Here is a 26,862-nt window from a genome sequence, read left to right as displayed (position 1 = left end):
AATTTCGCAAAAATATGAAAATAAACTGACTATTTGCTAATTTGTGAATATAAATTAACAATTGTTTTCAAAAGTTCTTCTATACCATCATGAGATTTCACAGGAGAATATTTCTCCATCTGAATTTTCTGCTGCAGTCTTGCATATTGTTCAGCAACAGAAGAACCTTTGTGCTTTTCAAGAAAAGTCTTAAACTCCCCTATAGAACCTTGAAAATACTGGTTTCTCACTTCCTGATCCAGCTCTTCCAATGTAACAAAGAACTTTTCATACTCGCCATTATCTTTAAGATTTTCCAGATAACCAAAATAATCGTTGATATCCGTTTTCAGCAACTCTCTGATTTCCTTTTCTGTTTCAGCCACAGAACCCAGAGGTTTTTGAGATACGGTTTCCCTAACTAATGTACGTTTTTTTTGCCAAGTCTTAAATAACAGATAAACAACAAATAAGCCTAAAAGAATGGCAATATTGGCTAAAAGAATATTCCAGTGGAATTTACTTTTTTCTTTTACTTTAAATGATGTGGTTTTTAAAACCGGAGTGTCTACGGTCTCCAAAAGGTTATTGGTATATTCATTTACCTTCTCTACTGTAGAGCGGGATTCCATTACCTGATCATGAGAAAGTGCATTTACATCCAGTATTTTCTGCCCCATATCCACGTACTCTCTGTTTTCAGGATTAAAGAAAGCAAAAGGTTCCGTTTTAATAGAAATTGCACCTGATTTATTAGGAATTACTACATAGTTGGCCAAAACTTCTCCTTTTATTCCATAAGTACCCGGAGCAACTTTTGAAGTGATTTTTGGTGCAAAAACTTCATAATCCGGAGAGGCTGCAATTTTTGGCAGTATCAAATCCGGTAAGTTTCCTTCTCCCGTAACCTTTACTACAACATTTAATGGTTTTTTCGCCTCAGGCTTTTCTTTGGTGGTATTATAAACACTTACATTAAAATTTCCTACTGCATTTGTAAAACCATCAGGAGCTCCTTCCGGAAGCTTTCTAACATTAATCTTTACTTTATTGGAAACAATTTTATTTTTATTGGAATAGGAATTTACAGAGGCAGATACCCCTGGAACCTCAACATATCCTGCCTCATTCGGGAATACCATAAACATCGCCAATACCTGGGATGCCATATTTCCGTTATCAGACGGATCAATTTCTGATTTAGTGAAATTAATAGGATGTACGTTGATGTTTTCCTGTTGTGGAAGACGGATATTCTTTACTTTTCTGAGATTATCCATATTTCTGGAATATACTTTCAGAACAGCAATGGTTGGCTGATCCTGATATACATCCCTGTCTTCTATTTCCATATTCAGATATACCTCACTGGAGGTATTGCTGGCTAAGGATTTCTTCTCAACAATATCACGGATATTAACGTCGAAAGGTTCGGTTTTATAGATTTTGTTATTGACGGTAACCAGTACTGATCCAATTTTGATCTTTCCTTTTTTCTTAGGTTCAAGGGCAATTCTGGATACTTTTTGAGTAATAAGCGTATTGGTTGCAGGATCAATCACTGTATTGGTTACAGATCCGCTACCTATAATATTGAATTTAGAAAGGTCCGGAAGCTGAAAACCAGTCTGCTGAACAAGGTCACTTCCATTCAATTCAAGAACAATGGTAAGATTTACAATATCCTTACCTCCATATTCATTTTTATCAGCATCAAGAGAAAGATTTACCTGTCCGTAAGTAATTACGGATGCTAAAGTAAGCAATATGTAAATCAATTTGTCTTTCATCACCAATCTTTCTCGTTGCTTTCGGGCATCGAATAAGAATTTTTGTTTAAAATTCTTCTGGCGGTTTCTTTTTCTTTTTCGTTTATTTTATCTAAGAGCTGATTTTCAAGATTCTTTGGCATTCTACCTTCATTATTCTGATCCTTCTGAGGGTTGCCCTGATCACTTTTACCTTCGTTTTGCTGACCATTTCCCTGATCCTGCTTTTGGTCTTTTTTATCGCCTTTCTGATCTTCTCCTTTGTTCTGATCATTACCGCTACCGCCGCCCTGTCCGGATTTATTCTGATCGTTTTTGTTTTGCTGCTTTTCTTTTTCCTTTAGCTTGGCAATTTCATAATTCTTACGGGTAGCTTCGCTGTAGGGATTTTGTTTAAGCGATTTTTTATAATAATCTGCCGCTTTTTCCGGCTGATTCATCTGCATGTAGGTATTTCCTAAATTATGAAGGGCAGCCGCTTTATCTGGAAGAGTCTGTGAGAGCTGTTGTGCTTTTTCAAACTCTGCTTTTGCTTCTTCATACTTTTTACTTTTATACAGAGCATTCCCCATATTATAATGGGCCGTAAAATCTTTATCATTGGATTTTACAGCTTCCATATATTTGGAAGACGCTCCATCATAGTCTTTACCGTCAAATTTCTGATTGCCTTCATGAACCAAAGTTCTGTAGTTTTCCTGCCCAAACATGAAGCCTGAGAACGAGAAAGCAACTATTAACGATAAAAATATGGTTTTAGTATTCATTACCTGCAAAATTATTCCTTTATATGTTAAGAAACAGAGTTTTATTTGTTAAAATTGGGTTAAAGTACCCATAGATTTTCTTCTATAAATAAAGGAAATTTACAGATTAAAATCATTTTTGGGATTAAAAATATAAATTAAAAAGAAAAAGAGAATAGATACGGCTAAAAAATATTGATAATAATGGTTCGCATTCTGCGATTTCACTAGCGTTTCCGATCCTGAAGACTTTTTATTAATGGCATCAATAATCCTGTCCGGAGCTTCATTGATATTATTTCCGTCAATGTATGTTCCCCCTGTAGAACCTGCCATTTTATTTAAGGCTTCGGTCTGTCTTTTAGAAATAACGGTACTTCCATTAACATCTGTTTTATACCCCATCAGCTGACCTTCATTATATACCGGAACCGGAGCACCTTCGTCTGTTCCTATTCCTACAGAGGTAATAGTAATTCCTTCTTTATTAGCAAGTCTTATAGCAGCATTGTCATTCCCTTCATTATCCTCACCATCACTTAGCAATATAATTTTTCGGGATCCTTTGCTTACATTTTTAAATTTCTCTGTAGCTGCCTGCATACCTTTCAGGAAGTCTGTTCCCTGAATCTTCATAGAATTGGTTTCAATGGCACCAATATAAGTTTCTGCAGAATTATAATCTGTTGTTAAAGGCATAATAGATATGGCCTGACCTGCAAAAATGACAATTCCAATTTTATCGTTCTTCATTTTTGACATGGTCTGCATCATCAGATTTTTAGCTTCCGTAAGACGGCTCGGCTCAATATCTTCAGCGTTCATAGAGTTGGAAACATCCAGCATAAAGATTACGTTATTCAATCTCTGATTGCTTTTAACTTCTTCAGAACCATTCAGAAGATCAATAATTGAAAATATCAGGAATAGTGTTCCCAATAAATACAATGCAGGAAAGAATTTTGTAAATCCTGAATTTTTTTCGAATAAATTATCATGAAACTGGCTGGCTGCAAAGATTTCTCTTTTTCTCTTTCTCCATTTTAAAAAACGGACAAAAAAGAAAGCTAACAGCGGCAACAGCAACAGTAAAAATAAATACCAATAATTTCCTAAAGACCAACTCATCAGCTTAAAATTTTATAAAACACCCATCTCAATAATGCATCCAGTACCAACATCGCCAGAGCTATCCATAGAAAGATCTTGAAATATTCATCATAATTATACAGCTTGGATACTTTTACATCAGATTTTTCCAGTTGATTGATCTCATCGTATACTTCTTCAAGACTGCTGTTGGAAGTGGCTCTGAAATATTTTCCGCCTGTCGTCTGAGCAATTTCTCTCAATGTATTTTCATCAATAGTTACCTCAGCTTCGGTAAAAATAAGATCTCCGAAAAAATCCACAGCTGTTGGCATCAGCGCATAGCCGTTTGTTCCAATTCCAATGGTATATACCTTTATATTATTATTTTTTGCAAGTTCTGCAGCAAGTTGTGGGGGAATTGCATTTTCAATATTGCTTACCCCATCTGTCATCAAAATGATCACCTTGCTTTTGGCTTTACTTTTAATTAAATGATTAACTGCTACAGAAAGTCCTTCTCCAATAGCTGTTCCTGGCTCAAGCCCTGTAGAATTAAGATTTTTAATCTCATCAATCACCACCTGATGGTCTGAAGTAACAGGAACTTTAGTAAATGCTTCCGCAGCATATGCTACCACTCCTATCCTGTCATTCGGACGTTTCTGAACAAACTTAACGGCAATATCTTTAAGAGCTGTGATACGGTCAGGATTTAAATCTTTTGCCAGCATACTGAGTGAAACATCAATAGACAGCATAATATCCACTCCTTTAGTATCATCTCTATCTTGCGAAATTGTAAAAGTTCTCGGCCTTGCCATAGCAATAATAAGTGCCGAAAGAATGATATACTTTGATATTTTCAATAAGAAAAGAACACCTTGTATACCACCACCCGTCTCCATATTTTTTATGGTAGGAACTTTTATACCTTTTCTTTTCTTTTTACCTGCATCTTTTATGATAAGAGGAATAAACAGCAGAAAAAGCAGCAAAAACCACGGACTGTAAAATTCAAAATCAGGCATCCTTTCTTAAGTTTTCGAATTCTAAATCTTTGGAAGATCTTTTCACAAAGTCTCTGATGTCTGCGAAGTCTTTTTCCATCATTGCCTGATCCGGAAATGTTTTAGCAAATTTCACCAAATCACCTCTTAAGAATACTTCTTCTACTATTTTCTCATTATCCTGAGAAATGGTATTATTTTTCTTCATCACATCAATAAGGTCATCTGTTAAAAGAACATCTGCCGGAAGATGGTATTGTTTGGCAATAAAATTCCTTGAGATTTCGATCAGTTCCACATAGAATGAACGGAAATTACCGCCTTCAATATATTTTTTCTTTTTAAGGGAATCCAATTCCTTCAAAGTCTGATTAGTAGCAACCACCGGAGAACTTTTCGCTTTTCTGCCCCATTTTACAATCATAATGATGGCAATAATGAGAGCAATAACTGCTAAGGCTGCCAGAATATAAAACTTATACATTTCCCAATAATCCTTGGTTTCAAGCTTCACCTCCTTATTTTCATGATGTCATTGATCTGGTCTGCTTTCTGAGCCGTATTAATGACATCTATTTCATAAGGAATGGTTTTCAATATCCTATCTCCTACTTTAAATTCCAGTTCGGGAATGGTAAATTTTCCTTCTTCAAAAACAGCAAATTCTATCTTTCTTTCATATGAATTGGCATTTTGACCAATACTGTCTTTGGTTTCTTCAAAGTGGAAAGGCAGTAATTCATTTTTGGCTGCAGAGCTTACCTGCTCATCATGCAGATTATCAATCTTTATAACAAGGTGATTGGTTTCTCCCAGAGCAATGGTTTTCTTTTCTACATTGGAAGATAGTATCTGTGAAAAAGCATTTGCACAGACTAGAAAAGATAGTATTAAAAATATTTTTTTCAATGTTAAATATAAAGGCTAAAGCCTGATGTTTTATTGACGGGAAAACCCGCTGTTATTTTTTCTGAAAATAATTATACAACAATTTTGAATAATCCGAACCGGTATTTACATTCATAAAACTAGCCGAACTGTTGGCGAAATCATCTTCCAACGCTCTTAATTTCTGTTTCTGAGCTTCCGCAAAGGTATATCTCCATCTTGCACTGGAAGTGTTTGCCCATATTTCTTTTCCTGTTTCAGCATCATAAAGCAATGTATATCCTACATCAGGAATTTCATTGTCTTTTTCATCATAGATCCTCATTCCTAAAAGCTGATGTTTTTTTGATGCTACTCTCAGCATTTTAGAATCATATGCATCCTGAAAATCTGAAAATAAAAATACCAGAGATTTCCTTTTAAAAATCCCCATCATATATTCCAGCGCTTTGTCTATTTTAGATTCAGCAGAAACATAGTCTGCTGTAAGAATGTTGCTGATGATAGAAAGGATATGCTTTCTTCCTTTTTGAGGCGGAATTACTTTATATACTTTATCTGCAAATAGAATTAATCCTACTTTATCATTATTTCCGGCTGCTGAAAATCCCAGACTGGCAGCAATTTCTGCAACATACTCTCTTTTCAGCTGGGCTTTTGTTCCATAATCCATAGAGGCAGAGATATCTACCACAAGCATCATGGTCAGCTCCCTTTCTTCTTCCATCACCTTTACAAATGGTTCACGGAAACGTGCGGTTTTATTCCAGTCTATTCTTCTGATCTCATCACCAAACTGGTACGGACGAACTTCTGAGAAAGTCATCCCCTGCCCTTTAAAGGCACTGTGATATTGCCCCATTAAAGCAGCCTCCGTCTTTTTTCTGGTACGGATTTCTATCTGCTTTACTTTTTTACAATATCTTTTATCTGCATAGAGGGTTTTTATGTTTAAAGTTGAAAGTTTTGGGTTTAAGGTTTATCGGGATTCGAGGTGTGAGTTTCGGGATTTTCTATATACTTCTAAATATATGATTATTGCCTCTAATTCACTTTTTCTGATTATTACTTAAACTCAATAGAAACATTCAACCATTCGTCATCAAACTTTGGACTGTATTTTTTATAAAAATTGATGGCGGGTTCATTCCAATTTAATACCTGGAAAACCATTCCGCTGTATGCATTGGATTTCCCATATTCTACTGTAGCATCAAACAGAAGTTTTCCGATCTGTTTTCCTCTCATCTTTTCTGTGACTACTAAATCTTCAAGATATAGTCTTCTTCCTTTCCAGGTTGAATATCGGTCATAGTATAATGAAATCCCCACAACTTCTCCATTCAGTTCTGCTACAAAGGCTCCCCAAACCGGAGATTTTCCAAAACCGTCTTCTGTAAACTCATCCAGAGTTACGGTTACTTCATGTAATGCTTTTTCGTATTCTGCCAGTTCTCTAATTAATTCCAGCATGGAACTGCAATCTTCCTGAACTGCTTTTCTGATTATAACGTCACTCATTATGGTGCCTGGATTTTTGCTAAAATTCTGTTAATGATCTCTTCTGTTGAAATTTCTTCTGCTTCAGCTTCAAAGGTTAAGCCCATTCTGTGTCTCAATACATCTTTGGCCAATGCTTTTACATCTTCAGGAATCACAAACGCTCTTCCTTTTAAGAATGCATAGGCTCTTGAAGCAATAGCAAGGTTGATGGATGCTCTTGGAGAAGCCCCAAAACTGATATAGTTTTTAAGCTCAGATAACCCGTAATTCTCAGGATAACGGGTTGCAAAAACCATATCCAGAATATACTTTTCTATTTTTTCATCCAGATAGATCTGATTGATGATCTCTTTTGCATCAATAATATCCTGAAGGGAGATCACAGGTTTTACCGTTGGCTGATGAGAAGTGGAAACCATTCTCATTACCTGTCTTTCATCTTCAAAAGCTGGATAATCAATGGTACATTTCAACATAAAACGGTCACTTTGTGCTTCGGGTAACAAATAGGTTCCTTCCTGATCAATTGGGTTCTGAGTAGCCAGTACCAAAAATGGTTTTGGAAGCTTCATTGTTTCATCACCAATGGTCACCTGTTTTTCCTGCATCACCTCTAACAGAGCTGACTGCACTTTTGCAGGAGCACGGTTAATCTCATCCGCAAGAACAAAATTTGCGAATACCGGCCCTTTTTTTATGGAAAAATCATTGTCTTTGATATTATAAATCATAGTTCCCACAACGTCTGCAGGAAGTAAATCCGGTGTAAACTGAATTCTTGAGAACTCACCATGAACAGCATCTGCCAGGGTTTTGATCGCTAAGGTTTTGGCCAATCCTGGAACTCCTTCAAGAAGAACGTGACCATTTCCTAAAAGCCCGACTAACAGACGGTCTACCATGTATTCCTGCCCAATAATCACCTTGTTGATTTCCTGTCTCAGAAGAGAAAATAAGTAGTTTTTTTCTTTTACTTTTTCCGTCAACTGACGGATATCCTCGGCTTGATATGTATCTGACATAGCTTGATTTAAAATAAGTGGTAAATTTCTGATAAATACTTGCATTAATCAACATAATGAATGCCATATTTGAGTTAAAGTTTGTTAAATATTCCGAGTTTAACAAGCCTTTAAACTTTACAATAAATAATACTGTCATTATATTCCAAGCTTTCCCATTATCATTCAACTCATTATAAAAAGTGTTGTGACCAAGAATCGCCACAACACTTTTTATCAATTTATATTTTTATTAAAGTGAAAACCAGAGAAACTATAGTTTTGTAATATTAATTGTAAATGCACCCTCCGGCTTATCTACTGAATCTTCATAAGATCCTACATTGATGTAGTATTCTGTTCCTGCAGTTGTTGTAACGGTCATTGTTTCAGCAGAACCTCCGCCTCCATTATCCTGTGTACCTACACATACCAAATTAGCACAAGTTCCACTATATACTCCTATTTTAGGATCAAATGTTGCCGCAGAAGGAGTTGTCTTAATAGTGTACTGACTTCCGTCTCCTGTAAATTTAAACCATAAACCATCATTCATTCCATCATTAGCACATGCTAATATGAACCCGTTGTTATTAGTGGAAGACATTCCATCAGCCTGTGTATAAGCATAAGGAAAAGCAGAAACCTGTAATGCTCCGGAACATGCATCATTTGCAGGTATGGGAGGAATTGTTTTAAAAGTATACTCAGCACAACCAGAAGACTCACCATTAGCAGATACAGCAGTTACTTTAAAATAATAATTAGTATCATTATTAAGAACAATAGATGGTGAAAGGTTATAACTCACACCATTTACAGTCTGATGGTTGATAACATCTGTTCCGCCAGGTGTTGTTCCCAAAGATATTTTATAAGAAGTTGCTCCCATAACAGATTGCCAACTAATACTAGGTGACAAAGTAATAAATTGTGCATTATTGGCAGGAGAAATCACAAAAGGACAACCTGGAGTAAGATTAGCTGTTAAACCCAAAATAGTTACTGCAGATTTATAATCTACTCTTATTCCTCCTGGTGGAGAGGCAGGGTCAACAACATTACGATCACCTTTATAAATAAGAGTGGAGTTCTGTAAATAAGGATAAACACGAAAAACCTCATCAAAATTGTTAATATCAATGCTTGGCGAATTTTCTTTGGCAGCAATAACTAGATTATCTGTATTATTATAAGCGAAGGGATTTGTAAACGCTACTTCAACTTTATTCCCATTTTTACTAACGGTACCTGAAAACACCTGAGTCAGCTGAGCAGCAGGAACCCAGTCTGTACCGGATGTAAAAGAAAGTTTTGGAGTGTGCCCAAGATAAACTGTCCAGTTGGATGAGTCATTAATGGTTGCGGAAGGATCTACATAAAAGGTTAAACCTGTTATATTTCCGGCAGCAGTGGCATTCACTTCCTGCTTGGGATAAATCTGCTGAACATAGGAATAGGAAAAAAAGCTGCTCACCGGTGCAGTTCCCACATTTGCACTCCCGATATTGATATTGATCTGAGCATTAACTACAAACACTACAAAGAACAAAGCTAAAAGTAAAATTCTTTTCATTATTAATAATATTACTATTGAATACAATGCTAATTTAATAATAAAATATTGATTCTTGTAATAAAAAAAAATTATTCAATCATATCTATTAACCATGATGAATACTTTAAGCATAAATCCCATCATTCAATTAAAATATTTAAACATTTAACAACAAAACAATCATTAACTTAAAAACAAAATCAAATAAACATTATTTTTAATACATATTTTAATATATTTACATGAAATATCAATGATATGTATAAAAGACTATTTTTTGCAAGTCTGTTCCTCGCAGGTCTCTTCCAATCACAGACAACAACCATGACAAATCTGATTTCAGATGCTGTATATTATGACGGCTATGCTGCTACTGTAACCAATCCGGTACCTACCGGCCTGATCAGATTGGGAAATACCAGATATGCGAGAAAGCTTACAGACACAGAAATGGATTCCTTTAAAGCTAAAATCGCCATGAGAGTAACCATTGGTGCTCTGTGTGATAATTACGACCGCCTTGGAGAAGTATTTCTGGCACTTGTTCCTAAAAACCAGTCAACTTATACTCTGGACGACCCTAATGTAAAAAGAATTGAAGCAGCACGATACATTACTCCGTTCATGAACAAAAACCGTTCTCCTATAGAAGTTCCCTATACTTATGACGTCAGCAATCTGTATAGTGTTTTTCATAATACCGAACTGAGAAACACATATGATATGTATATGGAACTTGATGTTTTGGTGTTCCTTATGCTGCACAGACCCAGGTTGCAGGATGTACAGGCAGAATTGATGTTTTTTCGGGTAACCTTACTTTTTTCTCAACAGATGTAGGGGCTACTCCTACTGATTATAACACTCTGGTTCCTATATTGAGTTATAATAAGCTTAATAACTATAACAGTACTGATGCTCCGGGAGAAACGGTAAGGCTGGTTACGTTCAACCTTCCTACTGCTGTTACCAATGCTAATTTTTTTGTAATCTCTACTCCCCATGGAGCTAATTCAGGTGGTGAAGAATATATCAGAAGACAAAATTTCACTTATGTAGATGATGTACAGGTTCTCACCTACACTCCGGGAGGAATTTCATGTGAACCTTACAGAGTATACAACACACAAGGTAACGGAATCTACCAAAGTGCTCCGGCAACATTTGCGCAATGGACTTCATGGAACAACTGGTGCCCAGGCAATTCAGTTCCTATTCGTGGGTTTACTTTACCTTCTATGACTGCAGGAAACCATACTTTAAAACATACCATTCCTACTGCCGTTTTTAACGGACAACAAGGGGAAGTTTACCTGTCTGTTTATATGCAGGGGAAGAGCAATGCTTCTTTAAATGTAAAGGATGTAAAAACCATAGATGTGAATATCTACCCCAATCCTACTACCGATTTTGTTAATATAAAATCAAAAGAGGATGCGGCATCTATGACTCTTTTCAGTATGGATGGAAGAAAATTAACTGAAGTTTACAAAGAAAACAGGATCGATCTTTCTTCATACAGCACAGGAGTCTATTTTTTAAACATTGTTTTGAAAGACGGAACTACTTTCAAACATAAAATCATCAAAAAATAGTTCATTTCAATCAGAACAAAAATCAGCTGCTTTTTATGGTTCTCTTTGAAAAAGATAAAATAACTCATAAAAAACAGTTAATGAAATAATAAAAAACCCTCCTCTGACAAAAATCACTGGAGGGTTTTTAGCTTCATAAAAATTGATAAATATCTAAAAAGGAGACGTTAAATTTTCTAAAACCTATTATGATCCCGTCGAATTTTCCCTTAAAAGGAAAATAATAAATAATGTCTTTTTCCGGCATTATAGAACTTTTACTTTAATCCTTTACCCAAAAAATTGTCATTTTCAGTTTATTAAACTATTTTTGGTGATTAAAATTTCTGCAAAATGAATTATCATTTTCAAGCACACAGACAGGTAAGAAGAAACCTTTTAGATATCCTGCAGAACACTTCTCATGAGGATCTTCTGCTGATTCCTGATGGCTTCAACAATAATATTTACTGGAATATTGCCCACACCGTTGCTACTCAGCAGCTTCTGCATTATTATTTAAGCGGAAATCCATTCCGTATTGATAAATATTGGGTTGAAACTTATAAAAAAGGAACCTTACCCAACTTAAATGTCCAAAAATCAGAGGTTGAAGATCTGGAGTTTTTACTCACAGAAACCTCAAAAATTTTAATGAAAGATTATGACAGTGATTTCTTTTCAGATTACACTCCTTATACTACAAGTTTCGGGATGGATCTGAAGAGCATTCAGGATGCCATTATCTTTAACAATATGCACGAAAGCCTGCATTATGGGTATGTAATGGCGCAGAAAAGAGCAATTTTAGGAGAAAAATATTAATATAATAGGAAGCTGGAAGAAAGGAGGCTGGAAGTTTGTAGTCCACACAAACCACGAACCTTCCAATCCCGAACCCCGATAACCTTAAACATAAAAATTTTATACAAATCAATGAAAGACGATTTTATTTTCGGGCTGCGTCCCGTGATTGAAGCAATTGAAGCGGGAAAAACGATTGACAAGATCTTTGTGCAGAATGCACTTCAGGGTCCTATTTATGCTGAACTAAAAGCAATTTTAGCGAAAAATAAAATCCGTCCCAATTATGTTCCGGTTGAAAAACTGAACCGTTTTACAAGAAAAAACCACCAGGGTGTGGTTGCTTTTATTTCGGATGTTCCGTTTCATAAAGTGGAGGATCTTGTTCCACAATTATTTGAGGAAGGTAAAACTCCTTTCCTATTAATTCTGGACAGACTTACAGACGTAAGAAACTTTGGAGCGATCTGCAGAACGGCAGAGTGTGTAGGGATTGATGCTGTGATTATTCCTGAAAAAGGGGCAGCACCTATCAATTCTGACGCCATCAAAACATCTGCAGGTGCAATTTATAATATTAAAATCTGTAAGGAAAACAATCTTGCTCATGCAGTAGATTTCCTTCAACAGAGTGGAATTACTGTATTTTCAGCATCTGAAAAAGCTCAGAAACTGATCTATGATGTAGACTTCACAGAACCATGCGCTATTGTTATGGGAAATGAGGAAACAGGTATTTCTAAAGAAGTACTGCATCATTCTGATGAAAAAATTAAACTTCCTATTGAAGGAAAAACTCAATCTCTGAATGTTTCCGTAGCATGTGGAGCAATCCTTTATGAAGCAGTGAGACAGAAGAGTTTGAAAATAAATTAATTCGATAACACACAACACTTAAAAAAATTAAAAATGAAAAACATAGCAGCAATAGCGCTATTATCATCTATAGCTCTTGTATCTTGTAAAAAAGAGACCGCAAAAATCACGAAAGTGGATCCTAAAACAGGAAAAACAGTTACCGTAGAAGTTCCTGCTGATTCTGTTGCAAAGGTGGCAGAAAACCCAGCGATCAGAGACTCTGCTGGAATTGTTACTCAGACTTTCAAGCTTGAAAAAGGAAAAACATATCCTCTTACGACTTACCAGAGAGATGTAAAAACGATGACTGATCCTCAGGGAAAATCCATCACGGCTACTTCAGAATCTACAGATGAAATGAACTTCACCGTAAATGATATCAAAGGAAACGTTTACGAAATGACACTTAATCTTGTTTCTAAGAGAAGCTCTCAGTCTGCACAGGGTAAAACGGTTGTAGTAGATACTAAGCAGGCTCTTCCTAAAGAAGATGACCTTAAAATGATCTGGAATATCAACAAAGCGCTTACCAGCAACAAGCTTGATATGAAGATGGATACCAAAGGAAATGTAATCTCCATTACAGGTTTTGATGCTGTTTATACTAAAGTGTCAACAGCTCTTTCAACATTAATTAAAGACGCTAATGAAAGATCAAGCGTTGTAGCAAGCCTTAAAGAATCTTTTAATGAGAAAGTACTGAAAGATCAGTTCAATAAAAACCTTTCTATTATTCCTAAAAAAGGAGTAAAAGTAGGTGAAAAATGGTCAACTTCTGAAAATGCAGATCCAAGCGGAACCATCAAAGTAACTTCAAACTATGTTCTAAAAAGCTTAGGAAATGGTATTGCTGAAATTGCTGTAGCTGGGGGGATTCCTAAGAAAACTGAAAAGAAAGCTCAGGGACCTATCACCCACAGCATGAGCAGTGAACTTGCTCAGAACGGAACCATCAAGTTTGATGAAAATACAGGATGGATCATCAATCAGAACATCAATGTAAAAACTACGCAGGTAGAATCCATTTCAGACGGAAAACAGTCTCAATCTATGAAAAGTGTTTCCAATTCTTCTGTAATGGTAAATCCTTCTGCAAAATAATTAAAGCTTAAAAGGGTAAAAATCAAACTTGACTTTTACCCTTTAAACCTTAAATCAATTTATTATGAAGTACATTCTTGAGTTAGTACTGTCTGCCATTATTATTTTCTTTGTCTGGAATATTCTGAAAAGAATTTTCTTTAAGACATTTTACAGCTACAGGTTTAATAACCAACCGCAAAATAATTCCAGGGAAGACATTCACAACTCGAATAAGAATAACAAAAAAGACCTTAAATGGGATGCGGAAACCGTAGACTATGAAGAGGTAAAAGAGAGTAATGACAAAAGGTAAAAAATCCAAGAAATAAAAGATAATAACCAGCATGGCAAAAAATAAAAACTTAATTTATATTGCAGTTTCATTAGTAGTATTTATAGTTTTAGCATTTTTATATTCCACTCCTGTATTTTCAGGAAAACAGCTTTTCCAGCATGATATTGTGCAGTACAGAGGAGGAGCAAAAGAACTTCTAGACTATAGAGCTAACACAGGAAATGAAACCTATTGGAGTGACTCCATGTTCGGGGGAATGCCGACTTACCAGATGGGTAGCCAGTTTAAAGGCGACATCATTAAGAAGATCGACAGTAACCTGAATTTCCTGCCAAGACCGGTTAATTATCTCTTCCTGCTTTTTGCAGGTTTTTTCCTTTTGGGAATGGTAGTGGTAAGAAACTGGAAGTACGCCTTACTGGGCGCCACCTTCTTTGGACTTTCCACTTATTTTTACATCATTATTGCTGCAGGACACAATGGAAAAGTAAATACCATTGAATATTTTGCACCGCTTTTAGCCGGAATTTTACTGGTTTATATCAGAAAACAATACATCTGGGGATTCATTGTTACTACCCTGTTTATGGGACTTCAGATTGCAGCGAACCACCCGCAGATGACTTACTATCTGTTTCTGGCTTTAGGATTTTTATTCCTTTCCGAGCTAATCAGAGCGATCCAGAAAAAGACTCCGATGAAACATTTCCTGATTTCCTCAGGAATCATCGCAGCATCTTGCATTATTGGAGTTGGAATGAATTCCCAAAGAATTATGGCCAATTCTGAATATGTAAAGGAAACCGTTCGTGGAAAACAGATTTTAACCAATGATAGCCATACTTCAGGAAAATCCGGAATGGATAAAGAAAGTATGCTGATGTGGAGCTACGGACAGCTGGAAACTTTAAACCTTTTCATCCCAAGATTAATGGGTGGTGGAAGCCAGGAACCGGAAGCTAAAGAAATGATGAATAAGGTACAAGAGCTTGTTCAGGAAAATGTAGGATCACAGGCTGAAATGGACAGAATTTCAAAAGGTTTCAGCGGAATGACCTATTGGGGAGACCAGCCTGGAACTTCAGGACCTGCATATCAGGGTGCTATCGTATGCTTCCTTGCACTGTTAGGATTCTTCTTTGCATGGAAAAAATACCGATACTGGATTTTAGGAGCTTCTGTTCTGACCATCTTACTGGCTTGGGGAAGCAATTTTATGCCGTTATCTGATTTCTTTATTGATTACGTTCCGTTTTACAATAAATTCAGAGCGCCATCTTCTATCCTTGTAGTGGTAGAATTATTATTTCCTCTCATCGCTATTTTAGGATTATACAGATTCTTCACGGATGAAAAACTTACTGAAGAATACAAACAGAAAATCCTGGTATATGTAAGTGGCGGAACATTAGGTTTACTATTAATTCTTTTAATCTTCGGTAAATCATTACTAGGTTTTTCTACAGCAGGAGAGAAAACTTACTTCCCACCTTTCCTATTGGATTATCTGGTGGATGAAAGATATAAACTGTTTAAAGCAGACGCTGTAAAAGCATTTATCTATGTAGCAATTGCTGCTGCTGCTCTATTCTTTAGCTTAAAGAAAAAGCTTAATCCGAACATTGCTTTAGTGGTAATTGGTCTGGTAAGCTTATTTGATCTGTGGACCGTTAACAAGCGTTATTTAAATGACGAAAACTATGTAGACAAGATCTTTGCAGAGAATCCTTTCCAGACGGAAAGTTCAGATCTGTTAGCTGAAAAGGTACAGGGAAATCCCAATCTTGAATCTATTTTATCTAATGTAAATATCAATAAGACGTTAGAAACAATTGCTGATAAGGATAAAGCTCACTACAGAATTTACAACCAAACCCTTGGTGTTACCAGCGAAACCAACACCTCTTACTTTAAAGCATCAATTGGTGGTTACCACGCAGTAAAACTGAGAAGATATGATGATGTACTGAATGAGTATATCTCCAATGCTGATACAGTAAAAACACCAAGAATATTAAACTTACTGAACGCAAAATATATGATTTTCGGAGGTCCGGATCAGCCTCAGGTGGTTCCGAATCCTAAAGCTAACGGAAATGCATGGTTTGTAAGCGATCTTAAATTTGTAGATACTCCTAACGAAGAAATTAAATCTATCGGAGAAATCGACAATAAAAAAACTGCTGTAATTGCATCTTCCGATAAGGCTTATTTCAACAATAAACCTGTTCAGGCAGATTCTACAGCATTTATCAATTTAACAAAATACCAACCTAACGAGTTAGAATTTAAATCTCATTCGAAAACTCCTCAATTGGCTGTTTTCTCTGAAGTATACTATCCTCATGGATGGAAAGTTCTTATTGATGAAAAAGAGGTACCTTATATTAAAGCAGATTACTTACTTCGTGCAGTACACGTTCCTGCTGGAAGTCATCACATCAGAATGGTATTTGAGCCGGAAGTGATTGAAAAAGGAAAATGGATTTCTCTTTTAAGCTTCGGTTTATTTATCGCACTGGCAGCCTTTGGAATTTTCTGGATGAATAAGAAGAAAAAAGAAACTTTAATTGAACAGAAAGCATAACATTACCCCGCTTCGTTCAGAATGACAAAGATTGATTTAAACCAAAAATGGAACAAAAGAAAATATTGATAATCACCTATTACTGGCCTCCTGCGGGAGGCCCTGGTGTTCAAAGATGGCTGAAGTTTGCAAAATATCTTCCTGATTTTGGATGGAAACCCATTATCTACACTCCGGAAAACCCAAGCTATCCATTGATAGATGAGACTCTGATGAAGGATGTTCCTGAAAACATTGAAATTGTAAGAACAAAAATCTGGGAACCTTATCAGCTGGCAGAAAAGCTTAATAAAAGCAACAAAAAATTCAAAGCCGGTCAATTTGATGTAGGAAAAAACCAGAGCTGGAAATCCAAGCTTTCTATATGGGTAAGAGGAAATTTTTTCATTCCTGATGCAAGAGTTTTCTGGGTAAAGCCTTCTATTCAGTTTTTAGAAAAATATCTGAAAGAAAATAATATTGATACGATTGTAACTTCAGGTCCACCCCACTCTCTTCACCTGATTGGATTGGGTTTAAAAGAAAAATTACCGAATTTAAAATGGATTGCAGATTTCCGTGATCCCTGGACAGAAATCTCCTATTATAAACATCTGAAACTTACCAAAAGTTCAGACAAGAAGCATCATCAATTGGAAAGTGCTGTGTTTAAAACAGCAGATATTACCCTTGCAACAAGTTATACGGATGCTGAAAACTTCAGAAAAGCCGGGGCTAATGCTGTTTGTATTACGAACGGTTTTGATGAAAGTGATGCAAGTGAAAGAACAGAGCAAAAAGAGGCTAGCACAACCTTTGTATTAAGTTATATCGGAGTTCTGGAGCAGCTTAGAAACCCTGAGAATCTTTGGAAAGCATTAGATGAACTGGTAAAGGAAAATACAGAATTTGCAAAGCATTTCAGCTTAAAATTTGTTGGAAGAATTGATGATAAGATTCTTCATACTATTGAAAATTCAAGTCTGAAAGATCATATTGTAAATCTTGGATACCTGCCACATGGCAAAGCTGTTGAAGAAATGCAGACTTCGGAAATGCTTCTGATTACCAACTTCCCGAATGAATCTTCCAAAGGAATTATCCCTGGAAAAATATTTGAATATCTGGCATCCGGAAAACAGATCCTGTCATTCGGTCCGGAGCAGGCAGATGTTGCTAAAATTCTGGAAGAAACCCAAGCCGGAAAACATTTCGGTTATCATGATTCTGAAACCGTTAAGAAGTTCATCCTTGAAAAATTTGAGCTTTGGAGAAACGGAACCCTTTCTGAAAACACTCAACATATCGAACAGTTTTCCAGAAGAAATCTTACAAAGCAATTAAGCGAAATTTTATAAAGAATGGAGGTTTGAAGCTGGAAGAAGGAAGTTATGAAATAACATTTTATATCTAAAACTTCTTCCTGCTTCCTACATCCAGCTTCTCTATTTTATATTGTCCACTGATCATTGACCACTGCGATCAGATAATATTTCCCCTGGAATTCTTCAAATACCATACGAAGTGTTTTCCAGTCCATATCACTCTTTTCTTCAGTTCCTTTGATATAGTTTTCTGTAAAATCTTTATTAGGATAGATTTTTTCAAGATTATTGAGAGAATTTCCACCTCCTATAAATTTACCCTGAGAATATTGGGATGCTGTAAAATCGGCAGCGAAAACCCATTTGCCAAGATAATCATTGATTGTTGCTTTATAAGGATCACCAGAACCATCCATTGCTCCCCACGTAAATAATGTTTTGGTAGGCTGATATTTTTCAAAATCTTCTTTAGAAAAATGCTTATCTGCTTTTGGATCAACAAAAGCATACATGGAGAAGCTAATTCCTTTCTCAGGATGAATAAATGAAGCAAATGTTTTATAATCCTTGGCTTTTAAAGCTTGTAAAACCTCATCATTTACCTTTTTAAGCTCTCCTTCTTTTTTGATCTTCTCTTTAGCAATTGTTGCACTATCCTTTGGCTGTACGCGGGTAATAGTATCAATTTCGCTTGGAACCGGCTTTCCGACCTCTTTTTTACAGGCCACCGCCAAACTAAGTACAATCACTGCAACGAGTAGTTTTTTCATATCTTTTAGTTTTGTAATACATAAAAAAGCACCAAAACTAATGCCAATACAGGATTCGGGGTGCGATCATAATTTCCAATTTAAAAACACTAGTTTCTGACTTCCCTTTTCAGACTATCCCGTCTTTCATCTGTCCGTCTACTATTTATCTGTCTATTATCTAAATACCTATTATCTCTCCTCTGATGAATACTTTTTCCCAATTAGATTGTACCTTTGGAATATGGAAATTTTGGATATTCTTATCATAGGAGCAGGACCTATTGGCATCAACTGTGCAATTGAAGCCCAGAAAAACAACTTAAGTTATTTAATCATAGAAAAAGGAACCATTGTCAATTCACTGTACAATTATCCTTTATATATGCGTTTCTTTTCAACAGCTGAAAAACTGGAAATTGATGGAACTCCTTTTATTTCCACCGCTCCCAAACCGGGAAGGCAAGATGCATTGGAATATTATCAGGGAATTGCCCGACAAAAGAATCTGAATATTCGCCTTTACGAAAAGGTATTAAAAGTATCCAAAGCTCTTGATGTATTTGATATTGAAACCACGAAAGGAAATTATAAAGCCAAAAATGTAGTGATTGCCACCGGATTTTATGACATCCCTAATCTGATGAATATCCCCGGCGAGGCACTTCCAAAGGTGAAACATTATTATACTGAACCTTATCCCTATGCAAGACAGAAAGTGGTAGTGGTAGGATCCAGCAATTCAGCTGTGGATGCAGCCCTTGAAACGTATAGAAAAGGGGCTGAAGTTAGTATGATTATCCGCCATTCCGAAATTTCAAAAAGCGTAAAATATTGGGTGAAGCCGGATATTGAAAACAGAATTGCAGAAGGAAGCATTAAGGCTTATTTTAATGCTGAAATGGTGGAAGTAAAAGAAAATTCTGTAATTTTTAAAGATGAAAACAACAGACTTCATAAGCTTGAAAATGATTTTGTTCTGGCGATGACCGGCTATCTTCCTGATTTTGAATTTCTGAAAAATTCCGGAATTGAATTAATGGTGATTGTCTGAACCCATTCTATAATCCTGAAACTATGGAAACCAATGTTCACAATCTCTATCTTGCAGGCGTAGTCTGTGGCGGAAAAGATACTCATCTGTGGTTCATTGAAAATTCCAGAGTTCATGCCAGTATAATTGTTAACTCTATTCTATCTAAGCATATAGCAAAACACCCATAATTTTAAAAACAGATATTACTATTAATCATAAAAGCAGAGGATACAGATGAAGAGGCAAGTATAGAAACATAATGATATGATGAATAAATACTTACTTTTTGGAATCTTTTCTATTCTTCTATTAAGTTGTAAAGAAGAGAAAGGACAGGATAAACATCCAGATATTCCGGTTTTTCCAGCCACCTCTAATTCCAACATTACCATACAGCCCATCATAAATGAAATAGATAAAATTTTCTTCAATGATTCTACTCTGATTTATACACATCATAAGAACAGTATAAGTTTCTATTCTACCCAGACAGGTGAGAGTCACAGTATTAAGAGCAGTATTTTTGTATATGCTAATGGCTTTTTTATTGTAGAAAAAGAAGGAAAGTATGAAGCTCTCCATGATATTTCTTTAAAAAAACAGGCGATCAGAACGATTGATGAGTCTGCCAGATATAAAAGAATGGAAGACAGTCTAAAAAATACCTTTGCTCAAAAATCAGATTCTGAAATCAGTCAGATGAATGATTCCTTATTTATTAAATATTTTTCTGCTAAATATAACATTCCGAAAGATAGAATTCCATTTACACAGGAGCTTAAAAATAAAGATCTTTATGTACATACAGGACAGGATCAATTTATCATTTTGAATGTTCCTTATTCTTTGGATCAATTTCTAAATCCGTTGTTACAGCCAACTTCAAAAAGAATACTTCCAACATTTAAAAGACATTTTGCGTCTCTTGAAGATGCACGTGCTACAAAAAATATTTTTGAAGAATATGACTATACCATGATGAATAAATCCTGGGTATGGGGTGGCGGCGGAAATCATTATGTTTTATCTATTCCCTATATGCTAGAAGCCGGATATTATTACATCAATATATCTATGAATGAACAAAAGGGAAAATTCAAAATAATGTCAGGCAGCCATCCGGAATTTAAAACAATTCCTTCTAAAATCAATAGCCCAATTTATTTTGTCAATAACAGGCAACTGTATAAAGTTTTCACAAAATAGAAGATGCAAAAAATAAATATTATTCCAATCATCATCACCTTATTACAACTGGCTGGAATCTGGCATGTGTGGTATACTTATTTATATAAAGACGGACAGATTCCTCAATCATTTATAGAATTAAATATCCTGGCTGTATTCAGTATCTGCGTATTGGTTCTTATAATATTCAGATATTTTAAAACCAGAAAAAAACTGGAGTATGGCTCCTTCCCACCGGTATTTCATTACTCATCATTTTTGTATTGATGATCTCCTATATATTAATGGGAATCGATAAATACAGATAGATCTAATTCAGTTGTAAAATATTTTATAGCTTCATATTTCTGATTATTTCCTGTCTTTACAAAATAAATTATAAAGCAGTTCAACAAATGGGCTGCTTTATAATTTCATATAATTATGATTTTATCAAGAAAATTTTATTATTCATAAAAAATAAAGATTTCATTTTTAAATACAATATGGTTTTAAAACGAAAATAATAACCACAAACACATGACAATCAATAATTTAACATAAAATAAAATATTTCCAACATATGAGATAAATTTATACTTTTAGCAAAATTATTATCATTTTAATAACAAAAAAAACCAAAAAGTAAAAACATGAAAAAAAATTTTTATCTACTTTTGGCCATCGCTGCCATAGGAGGCCAAGGTCTGCATGCACAGAACTTCTGGAAAAAAACAAAAATCAATGAGAGAAATGTAATTGATTCCAAAAGGAATATCGGAGCGGATTATTCCAATGTCTACACGCTGGATATTAATCAGCTGAAATCTGTATTACAAGCAGCTCCAGTATCGAAAACAGGATTAGCAACCCAATCTACTGTAACCATAGATATTCCAGGATTGGATGGAAAGTTTGAAAAATACAGTATTTATGAAACATCAAACATGGCACCTGAACTGGCTGTTAAGTTTCCTGACATTAAATCCTACAGGGGGATATCTGTAAATCATCCTGAGAAAACCATCAGTTTCGGTCTTTCAGCGAAAGGATTAAATATAATTATATTCATTCCTGATCAGAAACCAACAGTAATTGAGCCTGCCACTGAAGATGCTACAGTATATCTTGTTAGTCCAGCAGTTCCTGAAGTACTTTCAAAAATCAGCAATTTTGAATGCCAGGTCCTGGAAAAAAACTCTGGTACTGCAGCCAAAGTATTCCCTAGTGATAATACCAGTGATAAGAAGTTCAGAACCTATAGGCTGGCTGCATCTGCAGATGGAGAATTTAGTGAATACCATGGTGGTACTCTTGCCAATTCTATAGCTGTCATCAATAATCTAATGAGTTATATTAATCCTGTTTATGAGAGAGATCTTTCCATTCACATGAATTTAGTAGCCAATAATGACCAGGTGGTATTTTTAGATAAAACTACAGATCCTTATTCCACGTTTACAACTACTCAAACATTAGACCAGGAAATTAAAGCAACTCTTGACAACACTATCGGCAGCAGCAATTATGATTTGGGAATGTTATTTACCAATCAGAAAACAGGTGGAGGAAAAGCTTCAGCGATTGGGTCAGTATGTAACGGGGGCTTCGCTTATATTGGTGGCTTTACTCCGCAAGGTTTTATCTATGCTATGGCTGCAGCTCATGAGATGGGGCATATGTTTGGAGCAAACCATACATTTTCAAGACCGGAAAATGCCAATCTTATTATCGTTAATCTACCTGAGACTGGAGCTAACAGGGAGCCAGGCAGTGGCACAACAATTATGGGCTATCCCGGTGTTACAGGTACTCATGATGTGGCAGATAAACATAGTGACCAATTTCTTCACTATAGCATAAGCCAAATCAATAACTATATTAAAACAACAAGTTGTGCAACAGTAGTTAATCTATCTAATAATCCTCCAACAGTTAATGCTGGAAATGATTACACAATACCTAAAGGAACGGCCTTCAAACTAACTGCAGTTGCCAGTGATGCTGATAATAACAATCTTACATATTCCTGGGAAGAGGCTGATATCTCTCCTCCCAATCCTATATTTGTAATACCGGGAAGCTTTACCTTTCCAGATCGCAAATCTGCTACTACTCCCAATTTTAGAGTATATCCCCCTGTATCAAGTCCAACACGTTACTTTCCACCTCTTAAAGAAGTCTTGGAAGGAAGTTTATACAGTACTTGGAATATGACGTCTGATGTTGCCAGAAATATGAAATTCATAAGTCTTGTAAGAGATAATGCCGCCGGAGGTGGACAAACAGCAGCAGACGAGGCAATCGTAAGTATAAATGGAAACACCGGACCATTTAAAATTACGTCATTATTATTAAACCAGAACTACTCGCCAGGGTCATCTCACCTCTTACAATGGAATGTAGCTGGTACCAATACTGCTCCAATTAGCACTCAGTCTGTTAATATTTTAATTTCTACAGACGGAGGAAATACTTTCACTCCTCTTGTTACCAATACATCTAACGATGGACAAGAAGTGATAACCATTCCTTCTACTCCAACAGAAAAAGCATTTATAATTGTAGAGTCTGTAGGAAACATTTACTATGCAGCCAGCCCGGCTTTTGCTATTGGTTACAATATAACTATGAATTGTACACAATATCCTGCCAGCGGAACATTCGCATTCAGCCCAGGTTCACCTGCAAATATCAATATTAATGTATCTAATACAACCTTGATTGAAGATATTAATATCATTATGGATCTTTCTTATACTGATATCAAAGAATCAGCATTAATGCTTAAAGGTCCTGCAGATCAGGGTAATCAGATATTCTGGCTGGGACAGTGCTCTGGAACCAATGCACTGAAAGCCACTTTTGATCAGGAAGGTGAGTCTCTGCTGATGAATTGTTCTAACCTTGGAACTAATCCTCACATAGAACCTATAAGGCTGGATCTGAGCAGATATTATGGCCAAAATCCAAATGGAAACTGGCTTATAAAAGCATTACACACTTCAGATGTACTTAGTAACGTTACTGCAAACACTACTTCTGGAACAGTAAAAGCCGCTGCCATCGAACTTTGTACCAGACAACCGGTCTCCACTCTTGCTGTAAATGATAAGGTATTTGAGAAAGATGGATTCCAGATCTATCCAAACCCATCCAATGGAAGGTTTAACATCCTTATGAAAAAGAATACTTCTACAGAGGTACAAATTTTTGATATTGCCGGAAGACTGGTACACAGCCAGGCCAATATCACTAATGATACCAGAATAGATCTTACCAGCTTTACAAAAGGTAACTATATTATGGTCTTCAGTGTAGACGGTAAAAAAGTGGCAAAAAAAGTAATTATCAAATAATCTTCAGGTTTTTATATTTAACGAGAAACCCAGCCGAAATAATTTGGCTGGGTTTTGTATATTATTTAAGAAAAGAATCATCATTTTAAACCATATCCTCCTCTATTTCCTTCTTATCTTTAAGCATCCATGGAATCACAAAATAAAGAGCTGCCGCAATTCCCATTGCCAGCACTCCGGTTCCGATCCATAAAATATTAAACCCTAATTTATCAGCAATCATAGTTCCTATATAAGGAGTAATAATAAAAGCTATGGAAAATGACATTCCATTCAATCCCATATAAGCTCCTTTATTATTGGCTCCGGAGCGCAATGCTGTGATAGTTGACATAAAAGGTAATGTCCAGATTTCTCCTACACAAAGCAGGGTCATAGAAACTAATAACGTAATCATGCTATAGTCAAACGCTAACATTGCATAGGAAAATCCACAGATAAGAGTTCCTATTAACATGGTAAATGCAAGACTGAAATACTTTTCTGCAACCTGTACCAGACCCATCTCCAGTAAAACAATCAGGAATCCACTATAGCCAAGGATATAACCGATATTCTGCTGACTTAAATGTGCGGTATCCTTATAGAAAATAGTCAATGTACTGAATAACTGGAAGAAACAGATAGAAAACAGCATACAAAGTATACAGTAAATCAAAAACTTACCATCCTGGTAAGGTGAATTTTCTTTTTTAATCTCAATGACCTCTTTTACTTTCTTCGCTTCCTGTTTATCCAGTTTTGCGCGACCTTTAAAGAACCATATATACATTAACCCAGCCAGTAAAGCTGCCAAAGCATTACTGTAAAACAGAAATTCATAGGAAATAGCAGATAGGATTCCTCCTAGCGCAGGACCTATAGAAAATCCTAAATTAACCGCCATACGGTTCAGAGAAAAAGCTCTGGTTATATTTTCAGGCTTCGCATACTTTGTAATAGCTACGGAGTTGGCCGGACGGAATGTTTCACTAACAATACTCTGAGCAAGGATAATTGCTGCTAAGCCCACCTCTGTTTTAAATAAGGGAATCATACAGAACAAAGGTACACTGAGCAATAAACTCAGACTCTGTACCCTATATTCACCAATTTTATCGGTGATCATCCCACCAAACCATGAACCAATGACCGAACCGATTCCAAAGAAACTCAGGACAATCCCTGAATTTTCAATACTGAAGTGTAAATGATCCGTCATATAAACTCCCAAAAAAGGAAGTACCATAGAACCGGCTCTGTTGATGAGCATTACCAACGCCAGCATCCAACTCTCCTGCGAGAGTCCTTTGAAAGAACTCGTGTATACGTTTATTAGTTTCACAATAATATTTTGGGGGAAATTTGAAAATGCAAAATTAGGTAAAAATAGCCTCAAACACCTCTATTTTAAGCCTTTTTTACAAATAACATTCATAAAAATAAACAATTAGCTGTACCTGTATAAAAACGAATATTTTTGACACATAAGGTTCAAAAGCGTTTATAAAATTCGTAAATTGCAGTAATAGCAGACTTTTCAGTCCTGAATTTCAAAAAACACCTATAAAAAATCAACCAAAATACAAAATGGTAACCTACGAGAATTTACATGATACTCTGTCTTTTTACAGTATTGACTGCCGCCAATCCTACTATATCTCATCTGGAAAACCCATTTTTGAATTCCCTGCCGCTTCTTTCAGAATGGATTACTATGCGCTCTGCATCTGTACCGCAGGAGAAGTTAGTGTTGAAATAGACCATCATCAGTATAAAGCAGATGCTAACAGTATTCTGGTTGCGGCACCGTCTACTATTGTAAAATTTCTGAAAACGAGTCCGGATTTTATGATGAAACTATTGTTCTTCGACAAAAATTTTCTGATTAAAAATATCTCGAACCCTTTTATCATCGAAAAAATGAACCTGTTTACCAGGGGTTCATACAGCCTTGTAAAGACTACGCCTAAAAACTCTTTGGTACTTCAGAATCTACTGAATTATCTCAAAAAGAAATCAAGAAAACAAGGCAAATTCACAGAGGAAATTGTTCGGGCCATTATTTTCAATCTTCTGTTGGAAACAGCAGAAATTCTGGAAACAAAACATTCTATAGCCTCAGAGAAAGAAGAAGGAAAAAAGGATCTCTACCTTAAGTTCAGTCAGCTGATACGGGAGAACATCAGACAGCAAAGAACGGTTCAGTTTTATGCCGATCAACTTTGCATTTCGAATAAATATCTTATTGAGATTATTAAAAAAACCAGTGGAAAAACACCTCACGAAGTCATTAATGAAACTTTATTGAAAGAAGCCTATGTCATGCTGGGAAATCCGGATCTCACTATTTCAGAAATAGCTTTTGAGCTACAGTTCAATTCCACTTCTGCCTTTGGCCGTTTCTTTAAAAAACATACTGCAATTTCACCTTCTGAATACAGAATAACGGAAAATATACAGTCTTAGGAATTTCGGGACACTAATTCTGACATTAGGGATATACATTGCTTTTTGAATAGAG

21 protein-coding genes and 3 pseudogenes are annotated in these 26,862 nt (G+C 35.8%); 13 read left to right on the top strand and 11 right to left on the bottom strand.

Annotation, left to right across the window (positions count from 1 at the left end; genetic code table 11):
• Window positions 1-29: 29 nt before the first annotated feature.
• The 9 genes and pseudogenes from BOQ64_RS11540 to BOQ64_RS11500 form a co-directional block, all read right to left on the bottom strand.
• Complete coding sequence (locus BOQ64_RS11540) at window positions 30-1,769, bottom strand: BatD family protein (protein WP_129055393.1); 1,740 nt, start codon at window positions 1,767-1,769, stop codon at window positions 30-32.
• Window positions 1,769-2,515, bottom strand: coding sequence for a tetratricopeptide repeat protein (locus BOQ64_RS11535; protein ID WP_129055391.1), 747 nt, complete (start codon window positions 2,513-2,515; stop codon window positions 1,769-1,771). The genes BOQ64_RS11540 and BOQ64_RS11535 overlap by 1 nt, the downstream gene beginning before the upstream one ends.
• A 99-nt stretch (window positions 2,516-2,614) precedes the next feature.
• Window positions 2,615-3,622 carry a VWA domain-containing protein gene (locus BOQ64_RS11530; protein WP_129055389.1) on the bottom strand — a complete coding sequence of 336 codons (1,008 nt, stop codon included), beginning with the start codon at window positions 3,620-3,622 and terminating at the stop codon, window positions 2,615-2,617.
• Window positions 3,622-4,614 carry a VWA domain-containing protein gene (locus BOQ64_RS11525; RefSeq protein WP_129055387.1) on the bottom strand — a complete coding sequence of 331 codons (993 nt, stop codon included), beginning with the start codon at window positions 4,612-4,614 and terminating at the stop codon, window positions 3,622-3,624. Before BOQ64_RS11525 ends, BOQ64_RS11530 begins: the two co-directional genes overlap by 1 nt.
• Window positions 4,607-5,502, bottom strand: a pseudogene (locus BOQ64_RS11520) (BatD family protein). Before BOQ64_RS11520 ends, BOQ64_RS11525 begins: the two are co-directional and overlap by 8 nt.
• 52 nt (window positions 5,503-5,554) lie before the next feature.
• Window positions 5,555-6,417, bottom strand: a pseudogene (locus BOQ64_RS11515) (DUF58 domain-containing protein).
• Window positions 6,418-6,546: 129 nt separating this feature from the next.
• Window positions 6,547-7,002 carry a GNAT family N-acetyltransferase gene (locus tag BOQ64_RS11510; RefSeq protein WP_129055381.1) on the bottom strand — a complete coding sequence of 152 codons (456 nt, stop codon included), beginning with the start codon at window positions 7,000-7,002 and terminating at the stop codon, window positions 6,547-6,549.
• Window positions 7,002-8,006 carry an AAA family ATPase gene (locus BOQ64_RS11505; RefSeq protein WP_129055379.1) on the bottom strand — a complete coding sequence of 335 codons (1,005 nt, stop codon included), beginning with the start codon at window positions 8,004-8,006 and terminating at the stop codon, window positions 7,002-7,004. Before BOQ64_RS11505 ends, BOQ64_RS11510 begins: the two co-directional genes overlap by 1 nt.
• 253 nt (window positions 8,007-8,259) lie before the next feature.
• Window positions 8,260-9,561, bottom strand: coding sequence for a hypothetical protein (locus BOQ64_RS11500; protein WP_129055378.1), 1,302 nt, complete (start codon window positions 9,559-9,561; stop codon window positions 8,260-8,262).
• A gap of 240 nt (window positions 9,562-9,801) precedes the next feature.
• Between BOQ64_RS11500 and BOQ64_RS11495 the strand changes: the two genes are divergently transcribed.
• From BOQ64_RS11495 to BOQ64_RS11460, 8 genes are all read left to right on the top strand, one after another.
• Entirely contained in the window at window positions 9,802-10,383 is a 582-nt protein-coding gene (locus tag BOQ64_RS11495; RefSeq protein WP_129055376.1) for a PNGase F N-terminal domain-containing protein, read from the top strand.
• A 38-nt stretch (window positions 10,384-10,421) separates the two neighbouring features.
• Entirely contained in the window at window positions 10,422-11,138 is a 717-nt protein-coding gene (locus BOQ64_RS11490; RefSeq protein ID WP_129055374.1) for a peptide-N-glycosidase F-related protein, read from the top strand.
• A 333-nt stretch (window positions 11,139-11,471) separates the two neighbouring features.
• Window positions 11,472-11,942 (top strand): DinB family protein, encoded by a 471-nt coding sequence (locus tag BOQ64_RS11485; protein ID WP_066694648.1) that lies wholly within the window; start codon window positions 11,472-11,474, stop codon window positions 11,940-11,942.
• A gap of 111 nt (window positions 11,943-12,053) precedes the next feature.
• Complete coding sequence (gene rlmB / locus BOQ64_RS11480) at window positions 12,054-12,797, top strand: 23S rRNA (guanosine(2251)-2'-O)-methyltransferase RlmB (protein ID WP_066694653.1); 744 nt, start codon at window positions 12,054-12,056, stop codon at window positions 12,795-12,797.
• A 33-nt stretch (window positions 12,798-12,830) separates the two neighbouring features.
• Window positions 12,831-13,880, top strand: a complete 1,050-nt coding sequence (locus BOQ64_RS11475; RefSeq protein WP_129055372.1) for a DUF6263 family protein — start codon at window positions 12,831-12,833, stop codon at window positions 13,878-13,880.
• A gap of 64 nt (window positions 13,881-13,944) precedes the next feature.
• Window positions 13,945-14,175 (top strand): hypothetical protein, encoded by a 231-nt coding sequence (locus BOQ64_RS11470; RefSeq protein WP_129055370.1) that lies wholly within the window; start codon window positions 13,945-13,947, stop codon window positions 14,173-14,175.
• A gap of 31 nt (window positions 14,176-14,206) precedes the next feature.
• Window positions 14,207-16,744 carry a YfhO family protein gene (locus BOQ64_RS11465; protein ID WP_129055368.1) on the top strand — a complete coding sequence of 846 codons (2,538 nt, stop codon included), beginning with the start codon at window positions 14,207-14,209 and terminating at the stop codon, window positions 16,742-16,744.
• A 47-nt stretch (window positions 16,745-16,791) separates the two neighbouring features.
• On the top strand, window positions 16,792-18,081 hold the full coding sequence (locus tag BOQ64_RS11460) for a glycosyl transferase family 1 (RefSeq protein ID WP_129055366.1): 1,290 nt from the start codon (window positions 16,792-16,794) through the stop codon (window positions 18,079-18,081).
• A 92-nt stretch (window positions 18,082-18,173) separates the two neighbouring features.
• On the opposite strand, the gene BOQ64_RS11455 is transcribed toward BOQ64_RS11460, so the two are convergent.
• A complete protein-coding gene (locus BOQ64_RS11455; protein WP_129055364.1) occupies window positions 18,174-18,818 on the bottom strand; it encodes a hypothetical protein in 645 nt (214 codons plus the stop codon).
• 223 nt (window positions 18,819-19,041) lie between these two features.
• Here BOQ64_RS11455 and BOQ64_RS11450 point away from each other — a divergent pair.
• From BOQ64_RS11450 to BOQ64_RS11435, 4 genes and pseudogenes are all read left to right on the top strand, one after another.
• Window positions 19,042-20,021 (top strand): annotated as a pseudogene (locus BOQ64_RS11450) (YpdA family putative bacillithiol disulfide reductase).
• Window positions 20,022-20,097: 76 nt separating this feature from the next.
• A complete protein-coding gene (locus tag BOQ64_RS11445) occupies window positions 20,098-21,039 on the top strand; it encodes a hypothetical protein (protein ID WP_129055363.1) in 942 nt (313 codons plus the stop codon).
• Window positions 21,040-21,042: 3 nt separating this feature from the next.
• Entirely contained in the window at window positions 21,043-21,288 is a 246-nt protein-coding gene (locus tag BOQ64_RS11440; protein ID WP_129055361.1) for a hypothetical protein, read from the top strand.
• A gap of 365 nt (window positions 21,289-21,653) precedes the next feature.
• On the top strand, window positions 21,654-24,359 hold the full coding sequence (locus BOQ64_RS11435) for a reprolysin-like metallopeptidase (RefSeq protein WP_129055359.1): 2,706 nt from the start codon (window positions 21,654-21,656) through the stop codon (window positions 24,357-24,359).
• Window positions 24,360-24,444: 85 nt separating this feature from the next.
• On the opposite strand, the gene BOQ64_RS11430 is transcribed toward BOQ64_RS11435, so the two are convergent.
• On the bottom strand, window positions 24,445-25,626 hold the full coding sequence (locus BOQ64_RS11430) for an MFS transporter (RefSeq protein WP_129055900.1): 1,182 nt from the start codon (window positions 25,624-25,626) through the stop codon (window positions 24,445-24,447).
• 302 nt (window positions 25,627-25,928) lie between these two features.
• On the opposite strand from BOQ64_RS11430, the gene BOQ64_RS11425 reads away from it, so the two are divergent.
• Entirely contained in the window at window positions 25,929-26,807 is an 879-nt protein-coding gene (locus BOQ64_RS11425; RefSeq protein WP_129055357.1) for a helix-turn-helix domain-containing protein, read from the top strand.
• Window positions 26,808-26,862 lie beyond the last annotated feature (55 nt).

This window comes from Chryseobacterium sp. CH25 (assembly GCF_004119455.1).
Classification (GTDB): Bacteria; Bacteroidota; Bacteroidia; order Flavobacteriales; family Weeksellaceae; genus Chryseobacterium.
The sequence above is the reverse complement of the archived record's forward strand: the minus strand, read 5'-3'. Positions and strand labels throughout refer to the sequence as shown.

Coding starts and splice junctions, on each gene's coding strand:
- BOQ64_RS11425 (WP_129055357.1), top strand. CDS start 25,929: ATGGTAACCTACGAGAATTTACATGATACTCTGTCTTTTTACAGTATT.
- BOQ64_RS11510 (WP_129055381.1), bottom strand. CDS start 7,002: ATGAGTGACGTTATAATCAGAAAAGCAGTTCAGGAAGATTGCAGTTCC.
- BOQ64_RS11460 (WP_129055366.1), top strand. CDS start 16,792: ATGGAACAAAAGAAAATATTGATAATCACCTATTACTGGCCTCCTGCG.
- BOQ64_RS11430 (WP_129055900.1), bottom strand. CDS start 25,626: ATGCTGGCGTTGGTAATGCTCATCAACAGAGCCGGTTCTATGGTACTT.
- BOQ64_RS11435 (WP_129055359.1), top strand. CDS start 21,654: ATGAAAAAAAATTTTTATCTACTTTTGGCCATCGCTGCCATAGGAGGC.
- BOQ64_RS11440 (WP_129055361.1), top strand. CDS start 21,043: ATGCAAAAAATAAATATTATTCCAATCATCATCACCTTATTACAACTG.
- BOQ64_RS11475 (WP_129055372.1), top strand. CDS start 12,831: ATGAAAAACATAGCAGCAATAGCGCTATTATCATCTATAGCTCTTGTA.
- BOQ64_RS11530 (WP_129055389.1), bottom strand. CDS start 3,622: ATGAGTTGGTCTTTAGGAAATTATTGGTATTTATTTTTACTGTTGCTG.
- BOQ64_RS11495 (WP_129055376.1), top strand. CDS start 9,802: ATGTATAAAAGACTATTTTTTGCAAGTCTGTTCCTCGCAGGTCTCTTC.
- BOQ64_RS11465 (WP_129055368.1), top strand. CDS start 14,207: ATGGCAAAAAATAAAAACTTAATTTATATTGCAGTTTCATTAGTAGTA.
- BOQ64_RS11500 (WP_129055378.1), bottom strand. CDS start 9,561: ATGAAAAGAATTTTACTTTTAGCTTTGTTCTTTGTAGTGTTTGTAGTT.
- BOQ64_RS11540 (WP_129055393.1), bottom strand. CDS start 1,769: ATGAAAGACAAATTGATTTACATATTGCTTACTTTAGCATCCGTAATT.
- BOQ64_RS11505 (WP_129055379.1), bottom strand. CDS start 8,006: ATGTCAGATACATATCAAGCCGAGGATATCCGTCAGTTGACGGAAAAA.
- BOQ64_RS11525 (WP_129055387.1), bottom strand. CDS start 4,614: ATGCCTGATTTTGAATTTTACAGTCCGTGGTTTTTGCTGCTTTTTCTG.
- BOQ64_RS11485 (WP_066694648.1), top strand. CDS start 11,472: ATGAATTATCATTTTCAAGCACACAGACAGGTAAGAAGAAACCTTTTA.
- BOQ64_RS11455 (WP_129055364.1), bottom strand. CDS start 18,818: ATGAAAAAACTACTCGTTGCAGTGATTGTACTTAGTTTGGCGGTGGCC.
- BOQ64_RS11535 (WP_129055391.1), bottom strand. CDS start 2,515: ATGAATACTAAAACCATATTTTTATCGTTAATAGTTGCTTTCTCGTTC.
- BOQ64_RS11445 (WP_129055363.1), top strand. CDS start 20,098: ATGATGAATAAATACTTACTTTTTGGAATCTTTTCTATTCTTCTATTA.
- BOQ64_RS11470 (WP_129055370.1), top strand. CDS start 13,945: ATGAAGTACATTCTTGAGTTAGTACTGTCTGCCATTATTATTTTCTTT.
- rlmB (WP_066694653.1), top strand. CDS start 12,054: ATGAAAGACGATTTTATTTTCGGGCTGCGTCCCGTGATTGAAGCAATT.